Origin of the sequence: Acinetobacter johnsonii, from assembly GCF_048551975.1 — a bacterium.
GTDB lineage: Bacteria > Pseudomonadota > Gammaproteobacteria > Pseudomonadales > Moraxellaceae > Acinetobacter > Acinetobacter johnsonii_A.
The window spans coordinates 275226-292392 of record NZ_JBIMCF010000002.1 but is presented as its reverse complement, the minus strand read 5'-3'; the positions used below and the strand labels follow the sequence as shown (position 1 = coordinate 292392).

Genomic DNA, 17167 nt, shown 5'->3' with positions numbered 1-17167 from the left:
TTTTTAAGAAGCTCCTGCGGGAGCTTTTTTTGTGTCTGAAAAGATTAACTATGCGTTTCTTCCTCAGTATCATCTTCAAACGTCTTGGCAATTTTTTCAATATTGAGGCTCTTGGCCATCGCATCGAAAATTTCTTTATAGATACCATCCTGACGGTACAGCGCTTCATGTTCCCCATGTTCAGCAATACAACCTTCCTTCATGACATAGGTATAATCGGCATCGATAATTTGTGACAAACTATGCGAAATAATAATCACCGTTCGCCCTTGTTTGATCTCATCGAGGCTTTGTTTAATTTGCTCGCTAGCAATCGCATCGAGGCTGGCGGTCGGTTCATCGAGAAAAATAATTGGTGGATTTTTGAGGAACATGCGTGCCAGTGCAATACGCTGTTGTTGTCCACCTGAAAGCATCAGTGCATCAGATTGGTAAGCTGCCGGTAGCTGCAAAATTTGTTCATGAATAGAGGCTTTTTCTGCGGCAGCATAGACTTCATCATCTGTGGCATTGATTTTTCCATAGCGAATATTGTCTAAAATACTACCTTGGAAAATGTGATTTTTCTGTAAGACGAGGCCAATGTGCTCGCGTAAATAGGCGGTGTCGATGTCTTGTAAATCAATTCCATCAAGCTCAATTTTTCCTGTATCTGGCTGATAAAATTTATCTAATAGGCTAATTAAAGTTGATTTTCCTGCACCGGATAAACCGACCAAGGCCGTGATTTTGTTGGGTCGAATTTCCATGTTGACTTGCTTAAGCGCATGATGACCATTGGGGTAGAAAAAATCGACACTCTTTAGGCTGAATTTTCCCTGAATTTTGGGTTTGAGTGCACCACTTTGCTCGATTTCATCATCTGCTTCTAAAATTTTAAAAAAACTTTCCGCGTAAATCATCGCATCATTCACTTCATCATAAATACGGTGCAATGAACGAATTGGCGCAGAGACATTATTGAACAATAAAATATGAAACATGATCATCCCGATGCTCATTTGTCCATCGAGTACAAAGTACGCTGTGAGGATGATAATCAGCACAATCCCGATTTGTTCAATAAAAGTCTTTAAGCCATCAAATAAAAAGCTGAGTTGGCGCGTTTGCATCTGATTATCGGTCAGTGCTTTTTGCAGTTTCAGTTGTTTGGTCGACTCAATAGACTCTCGGTTAAAGGACTTAATCACGCTAATCGACTGGATAATACTGAGAATGCCTTGGCTCTTTTTTTCTCGGCCATCACGCAGGTTGCGTCGCCATCCCCCCAGTTTCTTAGCTTGTTGCAAGGTCAGCCAAAAGTAAATTGGGATAATACTGGTCGCCACCAAACCGACGTAGACGTTGGCATAGTACATCAGCCCCAGTGCCACAATGGCACTGCTAAAAAGTGGCAAAATATCGATAAAAAAGATTTGTACCAGACGGGTCAGTGAACCAATGCCACGGTCAATTCGCGTTTGTAGCTTACCCGCTTGGTTTTGATCGGCATTAAAAAAAGCCAAACGGTAGTTGAGGAATTTTTCGATAATGCTTTGCGCCAAGTCTTGTGATACTAGAATGCGGAGCTTTTCCCCATAAAACTTTTGACCAAACTGAACTAAGGCACTGATGATTTCTTTACTGAGTAAAATCACAGAAATGGTGATCAAAATATGTAGGCCTTCGGTCAGTCCTTGGCCTTGTTCGACCAGACGGTTGATACTGTCGACAGCATATTGCAAAGTCAGAGCATTGATCTGAGCAGTGAAGGAACCAATCAGCGTCAGGATCAAGGTCGCAATTACCAATATCCGATAGGGGCGGACAAAGGGGCGAAGCTTTTGAAACAACTGCCAAAGGTTCATACATGCTTCTTTTTATTGTGAAAGTTCACATGAGTGTATGCATAAGGAAGCTAGGCGACAAGCTGTGACTTTGTTTTGATTTGTGTCGTTCTAAATTCAGTTAAACTGTTTGCAGAGGAGGAAAAGTCATGACCTTACATCTGTTTAGTCCTGAACCGCAAGCAAACTTGCTCCCATTCGATGGGCAGGTGCAGGACTTGGGCTTGATTTTAACGGCAGAGCAAAGTGCAAAATATTTGGATTATTTTTTAGCACATTTGGCATGGCAACCTGACGAGGTCGTACTGTATGGCAAACGTTATGTCACGGAACGAAAAGTGGTGTGGTATGGCGATGCCGAGTACCAATATCACTATTCGGGCAGTGCCAAGCAAGCACTGTTATGGAATCCAGCTTTGTTTCGTTTAAAACAATATATTGAGCAATTGGTGGGACATCCATTTAACTCGTGCCTAGCCAATTTATATGAAAATGGCAGCCAAGCCGTGGGCTGGCATAGTGATGATGAGCCTTCACTACGTTCGCCGCAGCAAGAAAATGTGGTGATTGCCTCACTCAGTTTTGGCGCAACTCGTAAGTTTTGCTTTAAGCACAAGTTTAAACAGGAAAAAGTCGAGCTGATGTTGCACAGCGGGCAATTGATCGTGATGCGTGGACAGACACAGCGCTACTGGAAACATGCTTTGATGAAATCTAGCAAAATCACTGAGCCGCGTCTGAATTTAACCTTTCGCTACTTCTATCCAGCGCCTCAAAGCTAAGTTGAGTTAAGCCTCAATATTATGCAATAGATGGCATTTCTGTTCGATTTGTAAGGCGCTATGTCTTAATATTTCGACCATTTTTTTCAGATCGACAAATTCAAACCGATTTTTTGAAGCCAATAAAGTCAGTGCCAACGGTGTATCTTTGGGCGAAAATTTGACTGGTACAGACAGACTGGCGAGGTTGGGATCAAACTCGCCATTGGAAAAATAATAGCCCTGTTTCTTAATGGCTTTCATTTTCTGTAAAAATTCATCTTGGCTTGCAGCAAAATTGACCTCGGCCAGTTGAGCCGAAAATTTTTGATAATATTCAATAATTTTAGCTTTGCTGAGCTGTGAAATGACCACTTTAGGCGATGAACCCAAATACACGGGACGTGGGCAACCGCGCCCATAAGAAAATAACTCAAGGTCTTTAAAGACTTCACCATATAGGTCAATACAGTGCTCTGCGTTGAGCTGGGTGAGGATACAGCAAAACTCCGTTCGCTCAACGATGTCTTGCATAAAAGGAATGCTGATTTGTAAGAGTGGGTCTGTGGTTCGAGAGATATAGTCCAAAACAGCAATTTGAGAGCCTAAAGTATAGTCACCGCTGGTTCCACTTAAGCGCTGTAAAAGTCCTGCGGATACCAATTCCTTTAAATAACGATAACTGGTGGGCTGTGAGAGTCCGAGTTCGGCACTGATGATATCGACATTGATAATCGGGCGTGACACAGAAAAGAGGTCTAAGACAGTGAGAATTTTACCGAAACTTGAAAGTGCCATAAGAACCTACTTAGTCAAAATAAATGCCATTTGAACGACAGTTACTATATAACAAAAACCCTAGACTCGACATGGCTTTCGTTCTGGACGCATGGCTTTCGTGGACTTTTATCAGCATTTGCAACGCAATAAAAAGGGTGAAATATGAGCTTAAAAATATGTAAATTATCATATTAAGATATTTTAATTGACAAAAATTCATATTTTTGGAAAAATTATCATTATAAATGTCTTTTAATGAATAATGCTTTTGTTATTTGTTGAGCTATTTTCTTTCCTTTCAACATGGCGCTGTCTTTGACCATGTCTGTAAAAGACTTCATTTATTTGAATCATTTTTTCATCCGTCTTCGCATGAGGTGAGGACGAAGTGATGCTGTTTGTCTGAGCAATGCTGTGTTGAAGAGTTGTTTAAATGTTGTCATTCAGCGCATTTAGAGATGAATTTATGTTCCTCACCAAACAGTTACTCGCATTCCGTCCAAATAAATTGGACTGGATTTTTGCGATGAAAACCTTTTTGGCAGGCATGCTTTCACTTTATGTCGCATTTTCTTTAGATTTGGCTTATCCCATTTGGGCGATTGGAACGGTCTTCGTCATCGCAAACCCATATGCGGGTATGACCTCCTCAAAAAGTCTTTATCGGGTGTTGGGAACGTTGTTGGGGGCGATTGTTTCGATTGCAGTCACGCCAAACCTGATCAACACTCCAGAATTGTTCACATTATTTTTAGCCACATGGGTCGGGTTTTGTCTATATTTTTCATTGTTGGATCGGACGCCGCGTAGCTATATTTTTATGTTGGCGGGCTATACCACGGTCATTATTTGCTACAACATTGTCTATAACATTGAAACCACTTCCATGTTTGATATGGCGATTGGTCGCTGTATTGAAATCACGGTGGGAGTACTGTGTAGTGCAGTGGTGAATGCGGTACTGTTTCCCATGCATATTGGTCCCGTAGTCAAAACCCGTGTTTCACAGACTTTTCAAGACACCCGAGCAGTTTTTGATCAGATTCTGACAGATGATGTTAAGGCCATTAATTACAGCACTACACTTAGTCATATCACGCGGGATATTGCCGATATTCATGTGATGGCTGTGCATTTGAGCTATGAAAAATCGACCTTGCAGGGCATGACCAAACCGCTCCAAGAAATGCTGCATCAACTCAGTATGTTGGTGACAAACTTGGTGGCCATGGCCGAGCGAATTCAGCAGTTAGATCACATTGACTCACGCTACCGTCCAGCTTTAGAAAAAGTCCATGTGCAGATCGTCGAGTTTTTGCAAGGCGATCAAGCCATTTTAGAACAAGAACTAAATCATTTGCCTGAACAATTTGAGTCGAGTTTCCAAGCTGTATTTGACAGTGCCTTGCCACAGCAGCAAGTTATATTGGCCAGTTTAAAAATGGATGTCCGTCATTTTATTCAAAATATACGTGCCATTAAGTTGATTTGGCAGCGTATCCAACAAGGCGATGACAGTTTACCTGCGACCGTGATCCCGATGAGTACAAACTATCCCAACTTACATCGAGATCATGGCGTAGCCGTGCGTGGCGGCATTTCAGCTTTTATTGTGGTGCTTGTGGCAACTGGTTTTTGGATTATCAGTGGTTGGAAAGCCGGTTTTATGATGGCAGAGATGGCCGCTATTTGTGCCTGTATTCTGACCAGCATGGACAATCCTGTCCCTGCCTTAAAAATCTTTATCCGTGCCAGTCTGTATGCGGCGATTATTGTCTTTATTTATGCTTATGGCATCTTTCCGCACATTAGCGCTTTTTGGATGTTGGCTCTGGTGTTAGCCCCTTTTTGTATGTACTGTCTGATGCTGTTTTTACACCCACCACTCACAGGTTTGGCGCTACCTTTGATAATGGGTGTGGTCATGGGCTTAAACCTGCAAAACCGTTATCACCTTGACCAAGTGATGTTTTTTGATGCATCGATTGGGACGGTGCTTGGCCCCATCATTTCTGTCTATGTGATTCACTTGGTGCGTGCGATGTCGCCGGACATTACCGCCAAGCGAATCCTGTCTTTACATTATAAAGCGATACGACAAGCGCTTTATTTACCTTATGGGGTGGAGTTTAGAGTGCATTTGCGCAGTATGTTGGATCGGATAGGCGTACTGAATACCAAATTGGTACAGTCGGATCGATTGAAGCAAAAAATTAATTTGGCCCTGATTGAATCCAGTGCGGTGATTGATTTAACTCGGGTGCAAGAACTGATTGAAAAAATGCCTGTGCAGGCCTCTATCACGCTGCATCTACAAGAACTACAAAGCCAAATGGATGCTTATTTCTACGCAAAAGAATTAGACCATAGCGACCTACAGGTTAGACAACACATTTTGGACAAAATTCAGATCATTCAGGCCGAGCTTATAGAGCTGCAAGACTTAAGTATTGCTCGGCGTTTGCAAGTTTCACTGAATAATATTCAAAGCAGTCTCTGTCATGCGACATGGGACGAAATGTCTCAAGTCCGTTTGTTGGGAGCATAACAATGGGTGAACTTAATATCTATGGTGTTTATGTGCCAGTTTTGGTCATTCAGGCGGTATTGGCCTACATCGTATTAAGGTTACTCATGCGGGTGACTGATCCTTGGGTCGACAAAGGCTGGATTTTTTTACCCAGTATTTTTTATTTATGCCTCTACATTACAGTGCTTGGCATGGTCCATTGGGGTTTTATCGTGAGCTTTGCCTAAGCGCACATCTGATTGAAATGAATGAGGTAAAAGAAATGGCATCCTTTGATTGGCGTAAACTGAGTCGTCCCATCACTTTAGTCCTGATTGCGGGTACCGCGATCGCAGTGCTCGTGCATCTTTGGCATTATTATAATGCTGAACCGTGGACACGTGATGGGCGGGTTCGTGGCGATGTGATTCAAGTGTCTTCCGATGTTTCAGGCTTAGTTACTGAAGTTTTAGTGCATGATAATCAAAGCGTCAAACAAGGGCAGGTGCTGTTTAAAATTGATGTGGCGCGTCAGGCGCTTGATGTGGAACAAGCCAAATCAGACTTGGCTAAAGCCAAAGCTAGTTTAGCCGCCGCCGAAGCGGAGCTATTTCAAAGCAAGGCCAATTTGACCAAATCACAAGCCAATAGCCACTTGGCTGATAAAAATGCAGAACGCTATGCCAACTTGATGGACGGTGCGATTTCAAAACAAGAACAAGATCAGATGTTTGCCGTACGAGATCAATCGCATGCCGAACATGAACAAATGCAAGCGGCGATTCAGCAGGCCAAAGCCAATATTGCGCAGCAACAGGCGTTAATCGATGTAGCCACCAGTCATTTACATTTGGCTGAATTAAACTTGAACCGTTCCGAGGTGGTAGCACCAGCCGATGGCACACTGTCTAATTTTGAGATGAAAGCAGGGAATTATGTCAAAGTGGGACAAGCGGTAGCGGCATTATTAGATCGCTCACAGCTTTATGTGGTTGGTTATTTTGAAGAAACCAAATTAAATAAAATATATTTGGGTGCACCTGCGACTGTACAGTTGATGGGCGATTCAAACATCTTAAAAGGGCATGTGCAGGGGATTGCTTCAGGCATTGAAGATCGTGAACGAACTACAAGTACAGGTTTGTTGGTCAATGTAAACCCAACCTTTAGTTGGGTACGTTTAGCGCAGCGCGTTCCTGTGAAAATTGCACTGGATGATATTCCAAAAAATGAATTGGGGTTTGTCGCGGGGCGAACTGTGACAGTACATATTATCGAGAAGAGCCACTAAATGGGTCTCTGTTCATTTCAAAAAAGCATCTAATGAAGATGCTTTTTTAGGATGATACGCTATGTTTCGAGAGACTCCGAACTAAGGGTTAAGTCCTTTGGGTTCACGATACCAACTTTCAATAAAGAATGTTGCGGCCAGGCTATCAGCAGAAAGTTTTTTGCCTCGACCTTGCGCATGGTAATGGCTGAGCTCATCACGGGCTGCACGAGTACTTAAGCGTTCATCTACCATCCATGTTTCAATATTGGTTTGATGGCGTAAACGACGTGCGAACTTACGCGCTCGAGTAGATAATTCCGACTCGCTATCATCCATATTGAGCGGTAAACCGACTAAAAATAAATTGGGTTGGTATTGCTTAATAATTTTATGCAGTTCATCCCAATTGGGGATGCCATCTTTCATGGGAAACAAAGCCAAAGGTGTTGCACTTTCAATCAGTGCTTGACCGACTGCCATGCCCATTTTTTGTGTGCCGAAGTCAAATGCCATAATCATTTGGGGCGTGTTTAAATCAGGCATGTCCAATCTCAGAAGACAACCAGGTTCGATCCAGCCCGAGCTTTTTATAGGCAGCGTCCCAACGGTCGTCATAAGGAATATTAAAAATCAAATCCATATCAGCATCGCAGACTAACCAATCACCACGAGACAGTTCATCTTCCAATTGGTTTTTGGTCCAACTGGCATAGCCCAAAGCAATTTGATAGCGACCTACACCTTCATTATGTGCAATCGCATCTAAAATATCTTTAGACGTGGTGATACAGATATTCTCGCCCACCGCAATGGAAGAGTGCCATGTCGGCTGGCCCGTATGTAAGACAAAGCCAGCTTCTGGACGCAAAGGCCCACCTTGGAGAACATCGTGTGGTCGGACGTGATCGGCTTCAATTTCAAGATCATTGAGCAGTTCTTTGACTGAAAGGCCTGAAGGGCGGTTGATGATGATGCCTTGAGCACCTTCCTCATCGTGTCGGGCCAAATAAATCACGGTATGGGCAAAGACTTCATCTGCCATATCGGGTGGGGCAATGAGACAGCGATGCGTCAGATATTGTTTGCTCACCTAAAGGCTTCTCCTTGAAATTAAAATGCTTCTAGTCAAATGTTGTTATCTACCACGTTACTAGACTAATGCACTTTCTCCAAATCTTTTTTTGTGATCCAGTCTACATAAATTAGGTGGATTGAAACTTCAACTGACGTAATTGCTTGGCATGTTGTAGCGTGGTGTCATTAATTTCAACGCCACCTGTCATACGTGCGAGTTCATTGATACGCTCATTTTCTTCTAAGTTTAAAATGGTGCTGCTGGCAGGGTCAGTCTGACGTTTTTTCACCAACAAGTGCTGGTCAGACTGTGCTGCAACTTGAGCTTGGTGTGTAATACACAGAATTTGCACATGCGAACCCAAGTCGGCCAAGAGACGACCGACAATTTCCGCCGTGCCACCACTAATGCCGACGTCAATTTCATCGAAGACTAAAACTTCTGCTTCAGTTTTTTCAGCATTCATCACTTGCATCACCAACGCGATACGTGACAACTCTCCGCCTGAAGCAACTTTGGCTAATGGTTGTGGTGGAATGCCTTTGTTGGCGGTGAACAGTAATTGGATAAAACTTAGGCCTTCACTAGAAACTTGCTCCATTGGTTCAAACTTAAACTCAAAGTGTGCTTCAGGCAGAGCCAATTGTTTGACCTGTTCGGTTAAATGTTTTGCCAATGGTGCGGCTGCATCGCGACGAATTTGGTCGAGGTGCTGGGCTTTATTTAACAGGTCCTGATGCGAGACTTCAACTTGCTCAGCTAGTGTTTCTGGATCTTCTAATAAATGAAGCTCTGCCAGTTCAGATTGCCATTGTTCATGTTCTTGTTTTAAGTGTTCTGGCTGCGTGCGGTACTTACGGGCAAAACGGTGGAACATCTCAAGTTGGGTGTTCAACTCTTCCATGCGTTCTGGGTCATAACTTTGACGGTCAATAAACTGACGGAGGTTGGCTGTGGCATCGTCAAGCTCACTTTGTGCATTCAGCAAAGACGTATGAATCTCGGCCAATTGTTCACTGCGTCCTGCATGTGACTCTAAGCGGCGAATAATACTAGAAATTTCTTGATTAATATTTTGTTCAGCATCATCTAAGGCCGTAACGGCATAACTACAGTCCTGCATGATATTTTCATGATGAGACAGGCGGTCGAACTCTTGTTCAATCTCTTTATAGTCGATTTGCACCACATCTTCGAGTTCTTCTAATTGTAAACTCAAAGTATCCATACGTTGTTTACGCGTGGCTTGAGCATCCAATGCGGCTTGGTGCTGACGAATGTCTTTTTGCCATGTGCTATAGGCTTCACGCACAGCTTGCGCTTCTGGGTAGAAGTTATGATAGAGGTCTAACCAACGTCTTGGATAAGGCGGTTCTAATAGCTGTTGCTGACTGTGTTGACTATACAGCTGTACCAGCAAACGCCCGATTTCTTTCAATTCAGCTAAGCTGCTTGGACGACCATTAATCCATGCTTTGCTACGGCCAGTGGCAAAAATAACCCGTCTTAGATGAATTTCGCCTGACTCATCATCTAACTCATGTGCCTTTAACCATAAGGCTTCAGGACTGTGCTCTTGATAGCTGAAAATAGCTGTGACATCGGCTTTATCTGAACCGAAACGGACATAGTTGGTGTCGGTGCGTTCTCCCAGACAGGCGGACAGTGCATCTAGCAATAATGATTTGCCTGCACCCGTTTCCCCAGTCAGGACATTAAAACCTTGATCGATATCAAGTGCTAAGTGATCGGCTAAAGCAAAATTAATTAAAGTTAAATGTGTCAGCATAAACGCATCCGAGCTGCGAAAAGTTTTAGTTTAAGATAGTGAAGTTTTATTCAGCCGACAAGACGGCAACGCTATTCGTTTTGTGCAAAGTCGGCTTATTTTAGCGTGAATCTGAAAGTCGACCTAGCAGATTTTTTTAAATCCAACTGTTATAGCAAACTCGGCACAAACGTGTGGGTATGCGGTGTGTATAGAAAGAGCACGACTCAGGGAACGATCGCATTGGCAAAAAACAAGCCAAAATGGGCTAGAAATTGAGGCAATTGTACGATGGTCGGACTTTAACAAAATATTGATTGAGGGGAATAAAACATGGATTGATTAGTTAATCGCACATCTTTAAACTAGCACATCAATATGATTATAAATGCGCATTATCTGGAGTGTATGCATGTCAACTCAGTTCGATCATGTCTCTGTCATTAAAAAATCCAATGTTTATTTTGGCGGTTTATGCATCAGTCATACTGTGCAATTTGAAGATGGTACCAAAAAAACGTTAGGAGTTATTCTTCCGACAGAGCAAGCTTTGACGTTCGAAACACATGTGCCAGAGCGTATGGAAATTATTTCAGGCGAATGCCGTGTAAAAATTGCAGACAGCGAAGAGAGCGAATTGTTCCGCGCAGGTCAGTCTTTTTATGTGCCTGGCAATAGTCGTTTTAAAATTGAAACCGACGACGTATTGGACTATGTGTGCCATTTAGAAGGCTAAGCTTTCAGACGATACTCACTAAGTAATTTTAAGCAAAATCAGTTAAACTAGATATTGAACAGTAATCCTGTAAAGTCAGCTTTACAGGATTTTTATTTTGGCACATCGTGTCGATGGTGATTTATCTTTTAGAGGTCTTACATGGCTAAACCTGAATATTTTTATGGCGTTCATTCGGTGGAGTCATTGTTGGAGCTTGAGCCTGAACGTGTGCTCACACTTTTTACCTTAAAAGGGCGTGATGACCAGCGTTTAAAGCGTGTACTTGAATTGGCTGAACCGTTTGGTATTAGCGTACAACAAACGGGCCGTGATCGATTAGAAAAAATGGCGGGCTTGCCATTCCACCAAGGGGTTGTGGCGGCGGTCCGTCCTCATCCAGTTTTCAATGAAAAAGATTTAGAAGCCTTACTGAAGCAATCGCCAAATTGTTTATTACTGGGTTTAGACCAAGTCACCGATCCGCATAACCTCGGCGCATGTATCCGTACCGCGGCTGCAATGGGTGTCGAAGCTGTAATTGTGCCTCGTGATCGCTCTGCAAGTTTGACCCCGACCGCGCGCAAAGTTGCGGCAGGTGGTGCTGAAAAAGTCAAATTTATCCAAGTGACCAATTTGGCTCGGACTTTAGCGCAAATTAAAGATGAGTTTAATGTGCGTGTGGTCGGTACCATGTTGGATGAAAAAGCCTTGCCGTTACAACAGTTCGATTTTACTGGAAAGGCTGTATGTGTGGTGATGGGTGCTGAAGATACTGGTCTGCGTCCAATTACCCAGTCTCAATGCGATCAAACGGTTTATATTCCGATGGCGGGCAATCTACAAAGTCTGAATGTCAGTGTAGCAACGGGTATGGCTTTGTATGAAGCATGCCGTCAACGTAATGTCTAAGATTTTTAATTTCTGATTTAATGTAAGCCCAATGATGACCTCTCAAAAACAAGGCTATATCTTTATTGCCATCACCATGTGTATTTGGGGGGGATTTACCTTAACGGCACGTCTCAGTGCTAATTGGGGCATTGGTGCGTGGGATATTACCGCCTTACGTTTTCTGTTGGCGTTTTGCATCTTAATGCCGATCTTGATTTATAAAAAAGATACCGCCTTTTTGTGGAAGAAAGAGCCTTTTATTTTGGCGATGATTGGAGGGGTGTGTTACTGCATCACTGCTTATAGCGCTTTCCATTATGTGCCTGCGGCACATGCTGCGATCTTTCTCAATGGCTGCATTCCACTTTGTACAGCTGTTGCAGGTTATCTGCTATTTCGACAACCGTTTGACCGGCATACTTGGCTCAGCCTCAGTATTATGTTGCTCGCACTGACGGCCATGAGTGCGCTGATGTATAAAGAAACAGGTGTTGCTTTTAGTTTAGGTGATGGCTTGTTTTTCCTCAGTGCTGTGCTGTGGGGAACATTTACCGTTTTATTGAGACAGTGGAAACTGTCGGCATGGCACTCTATGGCAGGTGTTGCGATTTGGGCTGCGATTATTTTTGTGCCAATTTATGTTTTATTCCTCCCCAAAACTATAGCGCATGTGCAACCTGTGCAATTGATTGCTCAGGTGGTATTTCATGGTGTGTTTGTGGTCATCGTGGCGACCCTCACTTATGTCGAAGCCATTAAGCGTTTGGGGGCATTTAAAACAGGCAGTATTGTGACGTTGGCGCCTTTTATTGCTGCGATTATTGCGGTTCCTTTGCTCAATGAGCCTTTGAGTGTTGCGATTTTATGTGGGCTTCTGGGAATGGGGATCGGGGCCTTGCAGCCATGGCGTTGGATACGGCAGGACAGTCTGAAAGCCCAACTCGCACAACAAAAAAAGCAGTCATAATCGACAGCTTTTTTTAGACCTCTAAATGGGCCAAATATTTTAAATGCAACGGTCTGAGTTGTGCGTATAAGTGTTCCAAGTGTCCATCATTTACCACAATATCATCAGCTAACGATTGTTTTTGTTCACGGGACATTTGCGCTTTAATGATTGTTTGAATTTGCTCAATGGTTTGATGGTCGCGCTGCGAAGCACGAAGAATCTGGATATCAATTGAAGCATCGATCAGAAGCGTATGTTGTGTTAGTTCATGCTGATTGGTTTCAAAAAGTAGCGGTGAAACCAAAATTGCATATGGGCTGGTTGCAGCTTGTAATTGTTGCATGATGGACTGACGAATTGCAGGGTGGGTGATCTTTTCCAATTGCTTACGGGCAGACGGGTCCTGAAAAATGTGTTCACGTAAAGCGCGTCGATTCAGTTCGCCGTTGTCCAGCAAGACCCAATTGCCGAAGCTGCTTCGAATTTGCTGAAGTGCAGGCTGACCTACAGCAACAATTTCTCGAGCAACGACATCGGCATCGACCACTTGTATGCCTTGTTGTTCAAACCAGTGACTTGCGGCAGATTTTCCACTGCCAATCCCGCCTGTCAGACCTAAAATAAATGACATATTATTTTAATTGCCTAAGTATATTTTCATAATTTGCTCACCCCACAAAAAGGCAATCCATCCTGCGATGGCAATATACGGACCAAAAGCAAAAGGCTGATTTTCTTTACGCACTTTGAGCAGGATGATGCCGATAATGGCACCTACAAAAGAGGAAAGTAGCACAACCAGCGGCAGCAGCAAAGGGCCCATCCATGCGCCTAAAGCAGCAAGTAACTTAAAGTCACCATAACCCATACCTTCCTTGCCTGTGAAGAGTTTAAACAGATAGTAGACAATCCATAAGCATAAGAAACCAATGATATAGCCCCAAATGGCTGCTGTTGGCGTGGTGTAAATCGCATAACTATTGACCCCTAAACCTAGACCTGCAAGGGTGAGGGTATAGCGATCAGGTAAAAGTTGAGTGTCAAAATCAATAAAAGTTAAGGCGATTAAAATGTAAGTGAGTACGAGACCGAACAGCATTTGGACTGTTGGACCAAATACTGCAACCACGACCAATGCACAAATGGCGGTCAAGAGTTCAATCGCAGGGTAGCGAATGCTGATCGGGTTATGGCAAGTACCACACTTTCCTCTTAGCATTAACCAACTCATCACAGGGATATTTTGATACCAGTGTATGGCACTTTTGCATTTGGGGCAGGTCGATGCAGGCTTACTCAACGTGAGCTTAGTTTCATCAATAATCGGCTGCTCAGGATGAAGTAGAAATTGGCAGTCTGTGCGCCATTCTTGTTCCATCATTTTTGGCGTGCGATAGATCACTACATTCAGAAAACTACCGATGCACAAACTAAAAACTCCAACGGCGAAATAAAGCGCCATTGGAGTATTGATCAGATAGGAAATTATTTCTTGCATTAAACCACCGAACCCATTTGGAAGATTGGTAGATACATGGCAATCACTAGGCCACCCACAAGTACACCCAAGACCGCCATGATGAGAGGCTCCATCATTGCAGTTAAGCCATCCACCGCATTATCGACTTCGTTTTCATAGTGAGTTGCAACTTTATCCAGCATGGCATCGAGCGCACCAGATTCCTCACCAATCGCCACCATTTGTACGGCCATTGATGGAAATTTATTGGTGGCACGCATCGCGAATTGAAGTTGTTGCCCTGTTGCGACATCTTCACGGATTTTCATTACTGCTTCTTCATAGACTACATTATTGGTTGCACCCGCGGTAGACTCGAGGGCATCAATTAAGGGTACACCCGCAGCAAAGGTGGTAGACAGCGTGCGGCTATAGCGTGCGATAATCGCTTTATAGACTAAATCACCAAAAATCGGGGCTTTCAGAGCGGCTTTATCCAGCATGTCACGAAACTTTTTACTGCGTTTTTTTGTTTCGAGTAATGCTGTAATGCCAATACCAATCACTATAATCAAAATGAACCAGTATTTCTGCATCCATTCAGACATATTCACCACCATTTTAGTGAATGCAGGTAAGTCTGCACCAAAGGAGCTAAAGAGTTCTTGGAACACAGGGACGACTTTGACCATCAAAATAATAGTCACGATCACCGCAACCACAACCACGGTTGCTGGGTATTTCATGGCTTTTTTAATTTTTTGTTTTAACAACTCACTTTTTTCTTTATAGACCGCCACACGATCCAGCATGGTCTCAAGCGCACCTGATTGTTCACCCGATTCAACCAATGAACAGAATAAGTTGTCGAAATATTGCGGATATTTTTTGAGTGCTCCCGCAAAGGTGTTACCACCTTCGACTTCACCTTTAATGCCCAGTACAACTTCACGCATAGACGGGTTTTCCAAACCTTCAGCCACAATTTCGAAACCTTGTACCAGTGGTACACCGGCTTTCATCATGGTTGCAAGCTGTCGGGTGAAAATCGTGATGTCCAGTGTCGTTACTTTTTTCTTCATTATGCCTTCAAAAATATTCTTTTTCTTTTCTCGAATACTCTTGATGGTAATCCCTTGTTTGCGCAAAGTAACTTTGGCGAGGGCAAGATTACGTGCAGGCAATTCCCCTTTAATTTTTGCCCCTTTACGATCAATCCCTTCATAACTGAAGGTTGGCATCATCTGTGCTTTTTTGACAGCCATGCATTTATCCTTATTCTTTCAATATTTCAACTATTCGCTGGTTACACGATTCACTTCTTGTAAGGAAGTGACCCCCTGCATAACCTTGAGTAAACCTGAACGACGTAAATTGTTAAATCCTAATTTTGCAGATGCTTCCGCAATCTGTAAGGCATTGCCATCTTCCATAATAATTTTTGAAATTTCTGGCGTGACTTTCATGACTTCATAAATACCAACACGCCCTTTATAACCTTCACGGCACTCAGCACACCCCACCGGTTGATAAACTTTGAAGTCTGGATTTTGGATATCTGTTGAAGTAAAGCCCATTTCGAGCAAGCTTTGTTCAGGAATATCGACAGCGGCTTTGCATTGGTTACATAAGCGGCGCGCTAAACGTTGTGCAATCACCAAATTGACCGAGGTTGCAATATTAAAAGATGGAACCCCCATATTGCGTAAGCGTGTCAGGGTTTCAGGCGCACTATTGGTGTGGAGTGTCGACATGACCATGTGACCTGTTTGCGCGGCTTTAATCGCGATTTCAGCTGTTTCAAGGTCACGAATCTCACCGACCATCACAATATCAGGATCTTGACGTAAGAAGGACTTCAGTGCAGCAGAGAAGGTGAGGCCGACTTTATTGTTCACATTGACCTGATTAATGCCTTCCAAGTTAATCTCAACGGGGTCTTCCGCAGTTGAGATATTGGTGTCTTCTTTATTTAGAATATTCAAACCTGTATACAGCGATACTGTTTTACCTGAACCTGTCGGGCCAGTAATTAACAACATGCCTTGAGGTTTGTCTAAAGCCTGCATAAACAGGTCTTTTTGATCAGGTTCATAACCTAAAGCATCGATTCCTAGCATAGCACTAGATGGATCGAGAATACGCAGAACCAGTTTCTCGCCAAACAAGGTTGGAAGTGAGTTGACACGGAAGTCGATGGCTTTGCTTTTCGACAGCTTTAATTTAATTCGGCCATCTTGCGGGACGCGCTTTTCAGAGATGTCCATTTGTGACATAACTTTTAAACGTGAAGCAAGCCGAGTCGCCAGTTGTAGTGGTGGGCTGGCAATATGACGCAGAACCCCATCTACACGATAACGGACACGGTAAGATTTTTCATAAGGTTCAAAGTGTAAATCTGATGCGCCCATACGAATCGCATCGATCAGTAATTTATTAATGTATTTGACGATCGGTGCTTCATCGCCTTGAGGTGAGTCATTGTCCTCTTCATCATTTGAGTCTTGATGTCCTTGCTCTAAATCTAAATCAATATCTTCATCAGAAAATTCAAAGCTATCGGCCTGCGCAAAATTTTGTTCAATCAGTTTTTCAAGCTGAGGATGTTCAACAATAATTGCTTGAATATTCATTTTAGAATTGAAGCGAACTGCGTCCATCGCATCAATGTTGGTTGGATTGCTGGTAGCGATATAGAGGATATTGCCACGACGGTATATCGGCAACACACGATGCTTGGTGATGAGTTTATCTTCGACCAAATCCCGTAGAATTTGTACAGAATCATAGACACTTAAGTCAAAAACGGGCTCGCCAAACTCTAAAGAAATCGTCTCAGCGATCATTTGTGGAGAGAGTTTATGATTTTCAATCAGATAAGGAACGATGTCTTGCTGAGCTTTTTTTGCAGAGAGTATTGCCTGTTGCATATTTTCAGCAGTCATGCGTCCGTCTTCGACTAAGCGTCGAATGAAGCCTGTGAATTTAGGCAAACCATTTGATACTGACATACCCCAGATCCTTAACTTCTCAATTGTTTATAATTGGTATTGTAAAATTATACTTTTGTTGCACAAAAATACCATATCTGAAAGTGTTGTCACCACCTTAATATCGATTAAAAGCATGAACTGGTCGTGATAGCAGGCGGTTTTTTT

General features: G+C 43.1%; 16 protein-coding genes. 7 read left to right on the top strand and 9 right to left on the bottom strand.

Annotated features, from left to right (window positions below):
- Positions 1-44: 44 nt before the first annotated feature.
- On the bottom strand, positions 45-1847 hold the full coding sequence (locus ACG9ZB_RS03505; protein WP_419324148.1) for an ABC transporter ATP-binding protein: 1803 nt from the start codon (positions 1845-1847) through the stop codon (positions 45-47).
- A gap of 128 nt (positions 1848-1975) precedes the next feature.
- On the opposite strand from ACG9ZB_RS03505, the gene ACG9ZB_RS03500 reads away from it, so the two are divergent.
- Positions 1976-2608, top strand: coding sequence for an alpha-ketoglutarate-dependent dioxygenase AlkB family protein (locus tag ACG9ZB_RS03500; RefSeq protein ID WP_419324146.1), 633 nt, complete (start codon positions 1976-1978; stop codon positions 2606-2608).
- A 6-nt stretch (positions 2609-2614) separates the two neighbouring features.
- On the opposite strand, the gene ACG9ZB_RS03495 is transcribed toward ACG9ZB_RS03500, so the two are convergent.
- Positions 2615-3385 (bottom strand): IclR family transcriptional regulator, encoded by a 771-nt coding sequence (locus ACG9ZB_RS03495; RefSeq protein WP_004692725.1) that lies wholly within the window; start codon positions 3383-3385, stop codon positions 2615-2617.
- A 448-nt stretch (positions 3386-3833) separates the two neighbouring features.
- Here ACG9ZB_RS03495 and ACG9ZB_RS03490 point away from each other — a divergent pair, with 448 nt between their 5' ends.
- Genes ACG9ZB_RS03490 through ACG9ZB_RS03480 form a run of 3 tightly spaced genes read left to right on the top strand, consistent with a single transcriptional unit; the run spans position 3834 to position 7167 of the window.
- Positions 3834-5915, top strand: a complete 2082-nt coding sequence (locus ACG9ZB_RS03490) for an FUSC family protein (protein ID WP_419324189.1) — start codon at positions 3834-3836, stop codon at positions 5913-5915.
- 2 nt (positions 5916-5917) lie between these two features.
- Complete coding sequence (locus ACG9ZB_RS03485) at positions 5918-6124, top strand: DUF1656 domain-containing protein (protein ID WP_005400946.1); 207 nt, start codon at positions 5918-5920, stop codon at positions 6122-6124.
- A 35-nt stretch (positions 6125-6159) separates the two neighbouring features.
- Positions 6160-7167: an HlyD family secretion protein gene (locus ACG9ZB_RS03480; protein ID WP_419324144.1), complete on the top strand. Its 1008-nt coding sequence runs from the start codon at positions 6160-6162 to the stop codon at positions 7165-7167.
- An 81-nt stretch (positions 7168-7248) separates the two neighbouring features.
- On the opposite strand, the gene ruvX is transcribed toward ACG9ZB_RS03480, so the two are convergent.
- The 3 genes from ruvX to recN all read right to left on the bottom strand — a co-directional run bounded on the left by ruvX (position 7249) and on the right by recN (position 10013).
- Positions 7249-7692, bottom strand: coding sequence for a Holliday junction resolvase RuvX (gene ruvX / locus ACG9ZB_RS03475; RefSeq protein WP_419324142.1), 444 nt, complete (start codon positions 7690-7692; stop codon positions 7249-7251).
- The gene (locus tag ACG9ZB_RS03470) at positions 7685-8239 is read right to left on the bottom strand and encodes a YqgE/AlgH family protein (RefSeq protein ID WP_087527061.1); all 555 of its coding nucleotides are present in this window, start codon (positions 8237-8239) and stop codon (positions 7685-7687) included. Before ACG9ZB_RS03470 ends, ruvX begins: the two co-directional genes overlap by 8 nt.
- 112 nt (positions 8240-8351) lie before the next feature.
- Positions 8352-10013 carry a DNA repair protein RecN gene (gene recN, locus ACG9ZB_RS03465; protein WP_419324140.1) on the bottom strand — a complete coding sequence of 554 codons (1662 nt, stop codon included), beginning with the start codon at positions 10011-10013 and terminating at the stop codon, positions 8352-8354.
- A gap of 391 nt (positions 10014-10404) precedes the next feature.
- Here recN and ACG9ZB_RS03460 point away from each other — a divergent pair, with 391 nt between their 5' ends.
- The 3 genes from ACG9ZB_RS03460 (at position 10405) to ACG9ZB_RS03450 (ending at position 12568) form a co-directional block, all read left to right on the top strand.
- Positions 10405-10728, top strand: coding sequence for a pyrimidine/purine nucleoside phosphorylase (locus tag ACG9ZB_RS03460; RefSeq protein ID WP_125273379.1), 324 nt, complete (start codon positions 10405-10407; stop codon positions 10726-10728).
- A 141-nt stretch (positions 10729-10869) separates the two neighbouring features.
- The gene (gene rlmB / locus ACG9ZB_RS03455) at positions 10870-11619 is read left to right on the top strand and encodes a 23S rRNA (guanosine(2251)-2'-O)-methyltransferase RlmB (RefSeq protein WP_419324138.1); all 750 of its coding nucleotides are present in this window, start codon (positions 10870-10872) and stop codon (positions 11617-11619) included.
- A 31-nt stretch (positions 11620-11650) separates the two neighbouring features.
- Positions 11651-12568 (top strand): DMT family transporter, encoded by a 918-nt coding sequence (locus tag ACG9ZB_RS03450; RefSeq protein ID WP_419324136.1) that lies wholly within the window; start codon positions 11651-11653, stop codon positions 12566-12568.
- A 13-nt stretch (positions 12569-12581) separates the two neighbouring features.
- Here the strand turns inward: ACG9ZB_RS03450 and coaE are convergent, their stop codons facing one another.
- The 4 genes from coaE to pilB are packed head-to-tail and all read right to left on the bottom strand — an operon-like array spanning position 12582 to position 17020.
- A complete protein-coding gene (coaE, locus tag ACG9ZB_RS03445; protein WP_419324134.1) occupies positions 12582-13181 on the bottom strand; it encodes a dephospho-CoA kinase in 600 nt (199 codons plus the stop codon).
- A gap of 6 nt (positions 13182-13187) precedes the next feature.
- Entirely contained in the window at positions 13188-14048 is an 861-nt protein-coding gene (locus ACG9ZB_RS03440) for a prepilin peptidase (protein WP_419324132.1), read from the bottom strand.
- Complete coding sequence (locus ACG9ZB_RS03435) at positions 14048-15274, bottom strand: type II secretion system F family protein (RefSeq protein WP_411371066.1); 1227 nt, start codon at positions 15272-15274, stop codon at positions 14048-14050. Before ACG9ZB_RS03435 ends, ACG9ZB_RS03440 begins: the two co-directional genes overlap by 1 nt.
- A 30-nt stretch (positions 15275-15304) precedes the next feature.
- Complete coding sequence (gene pilB / locus ACG9ZB_RS03430) at positions 15305-17020, bottom strand: type IV-A pilus assembly ATPase PilB (protein ID WP_419324130.1); 1716 nt, start codon at positions 17018-17020, stop codon at positions 15305-15307.
- Positions 17021-17167 lie beyond the last annotated feature (147 nt).

Bases quoted from the DNA above. Each gene is read 5' to 3' on its own strand.
- ACG9ZB_RS03505 (WP_419324148.1), bottom strand. From the start codon at position 1,847: ATGAACCTTTGGCAGTTGTTTCAAAAGCTTCGCCCCTTTGTCCGCCCC.
- ACG9ZB_RS03500 (WP_419324146.1), top strand. From the start codon at position 1,976: ATGACCTTACATCTGTTTAGTCCTGAACCGCAAGCAAACTTGCTCCCA.
- ACG9ZB_RS03495 (WP_004692725.1), bottom strand. From the start codon at position 3,385: ATGGCACTTTCAAGTTTCGGTAAAATTCTCACTGTCTTAGACCTCTTT.
- ACG9ZB_RS03490 (WP_419324189.1), top strand. From the start codon at position 3,834: ATGTTCCTCACCAAACAGTTACTCGCATTCCGTCCAAATAAATTGGAC.
- ACG9ZB_RS03485 (WP_005400946.1), top strand. From the start codon at position 5,918: ATGGGTGAACTTAATATCTATGGTGTTTATGTGCCAGTTTTGGTCATT.
- ACG9ZB_RS03480 (WP_419324144.1), top strand. From the start codon at position 6,160: ATGGCATCCTTTGATTGGCGTAAACTGAGTCGTCCCATCACTTTAGTC.
- ruvX (WP_419324142.1), bottom strand. From the start codon at position 7,692: ATGCCTGATTTAAACACGCCCCAAATGATTATGGCATTTGACTTCGGC.
- recN (WP_419324140.1), bottom strand. From the start codon at position 10,013: ATGCTGACACATTTAACTTTAATTAATTTTGCTTTAGCCGATCACTTA.
- ACG9ZB_RS03460 (WP_125273379.1), top strand. From the start codon at position 10,405: ATGTCAACTCAGTTCGATCATGTCTCTGTCATTAAAAAATCCAATGTT.
- rlmB (WP_419324138.1), top strand. From the start codon at position 10,870: ATGGCTAAACCTGAATATTTTTATGGCGTTCATTCGGTGGAGTCATTG.
- ACG9ZB_RS03450 (WP_419324136.1), top strand. From the start codon at position 11,651: ATGATGACCTCTCAAAAACAAGGCTATATCTTTATTGCCATCACCATG.
- coaE (WP_419324134.1), bottom strand. From the start codon at position 13,181: ATGTCATTTATTTTAGGTCTGACAGGCGGGATTGGCAGTGGAAAATCT.
- ACG9ZB_RS03440 (WP_419324132.1), bottom strand. From the start codon at position 14,048: ATGCAAGAAATAATTTCCTATCTGATCAATACTCCAATGGCGCTTTAT.
- ACG9ZB_RS03435 (WP_411371066.1), bottom strand. From the start codon at position 15,274: ATGGCTGTCAAAAAAGCACAGATGATGCCAACCTTCAGTTATGAAGGG.
- pilB (WP_419324130.1), bottom strand. From the start codon at position 17,020: ATGTCAGTATCAAATGGTTTGCCTAAATTCACAGGCTTCATTCGACGC.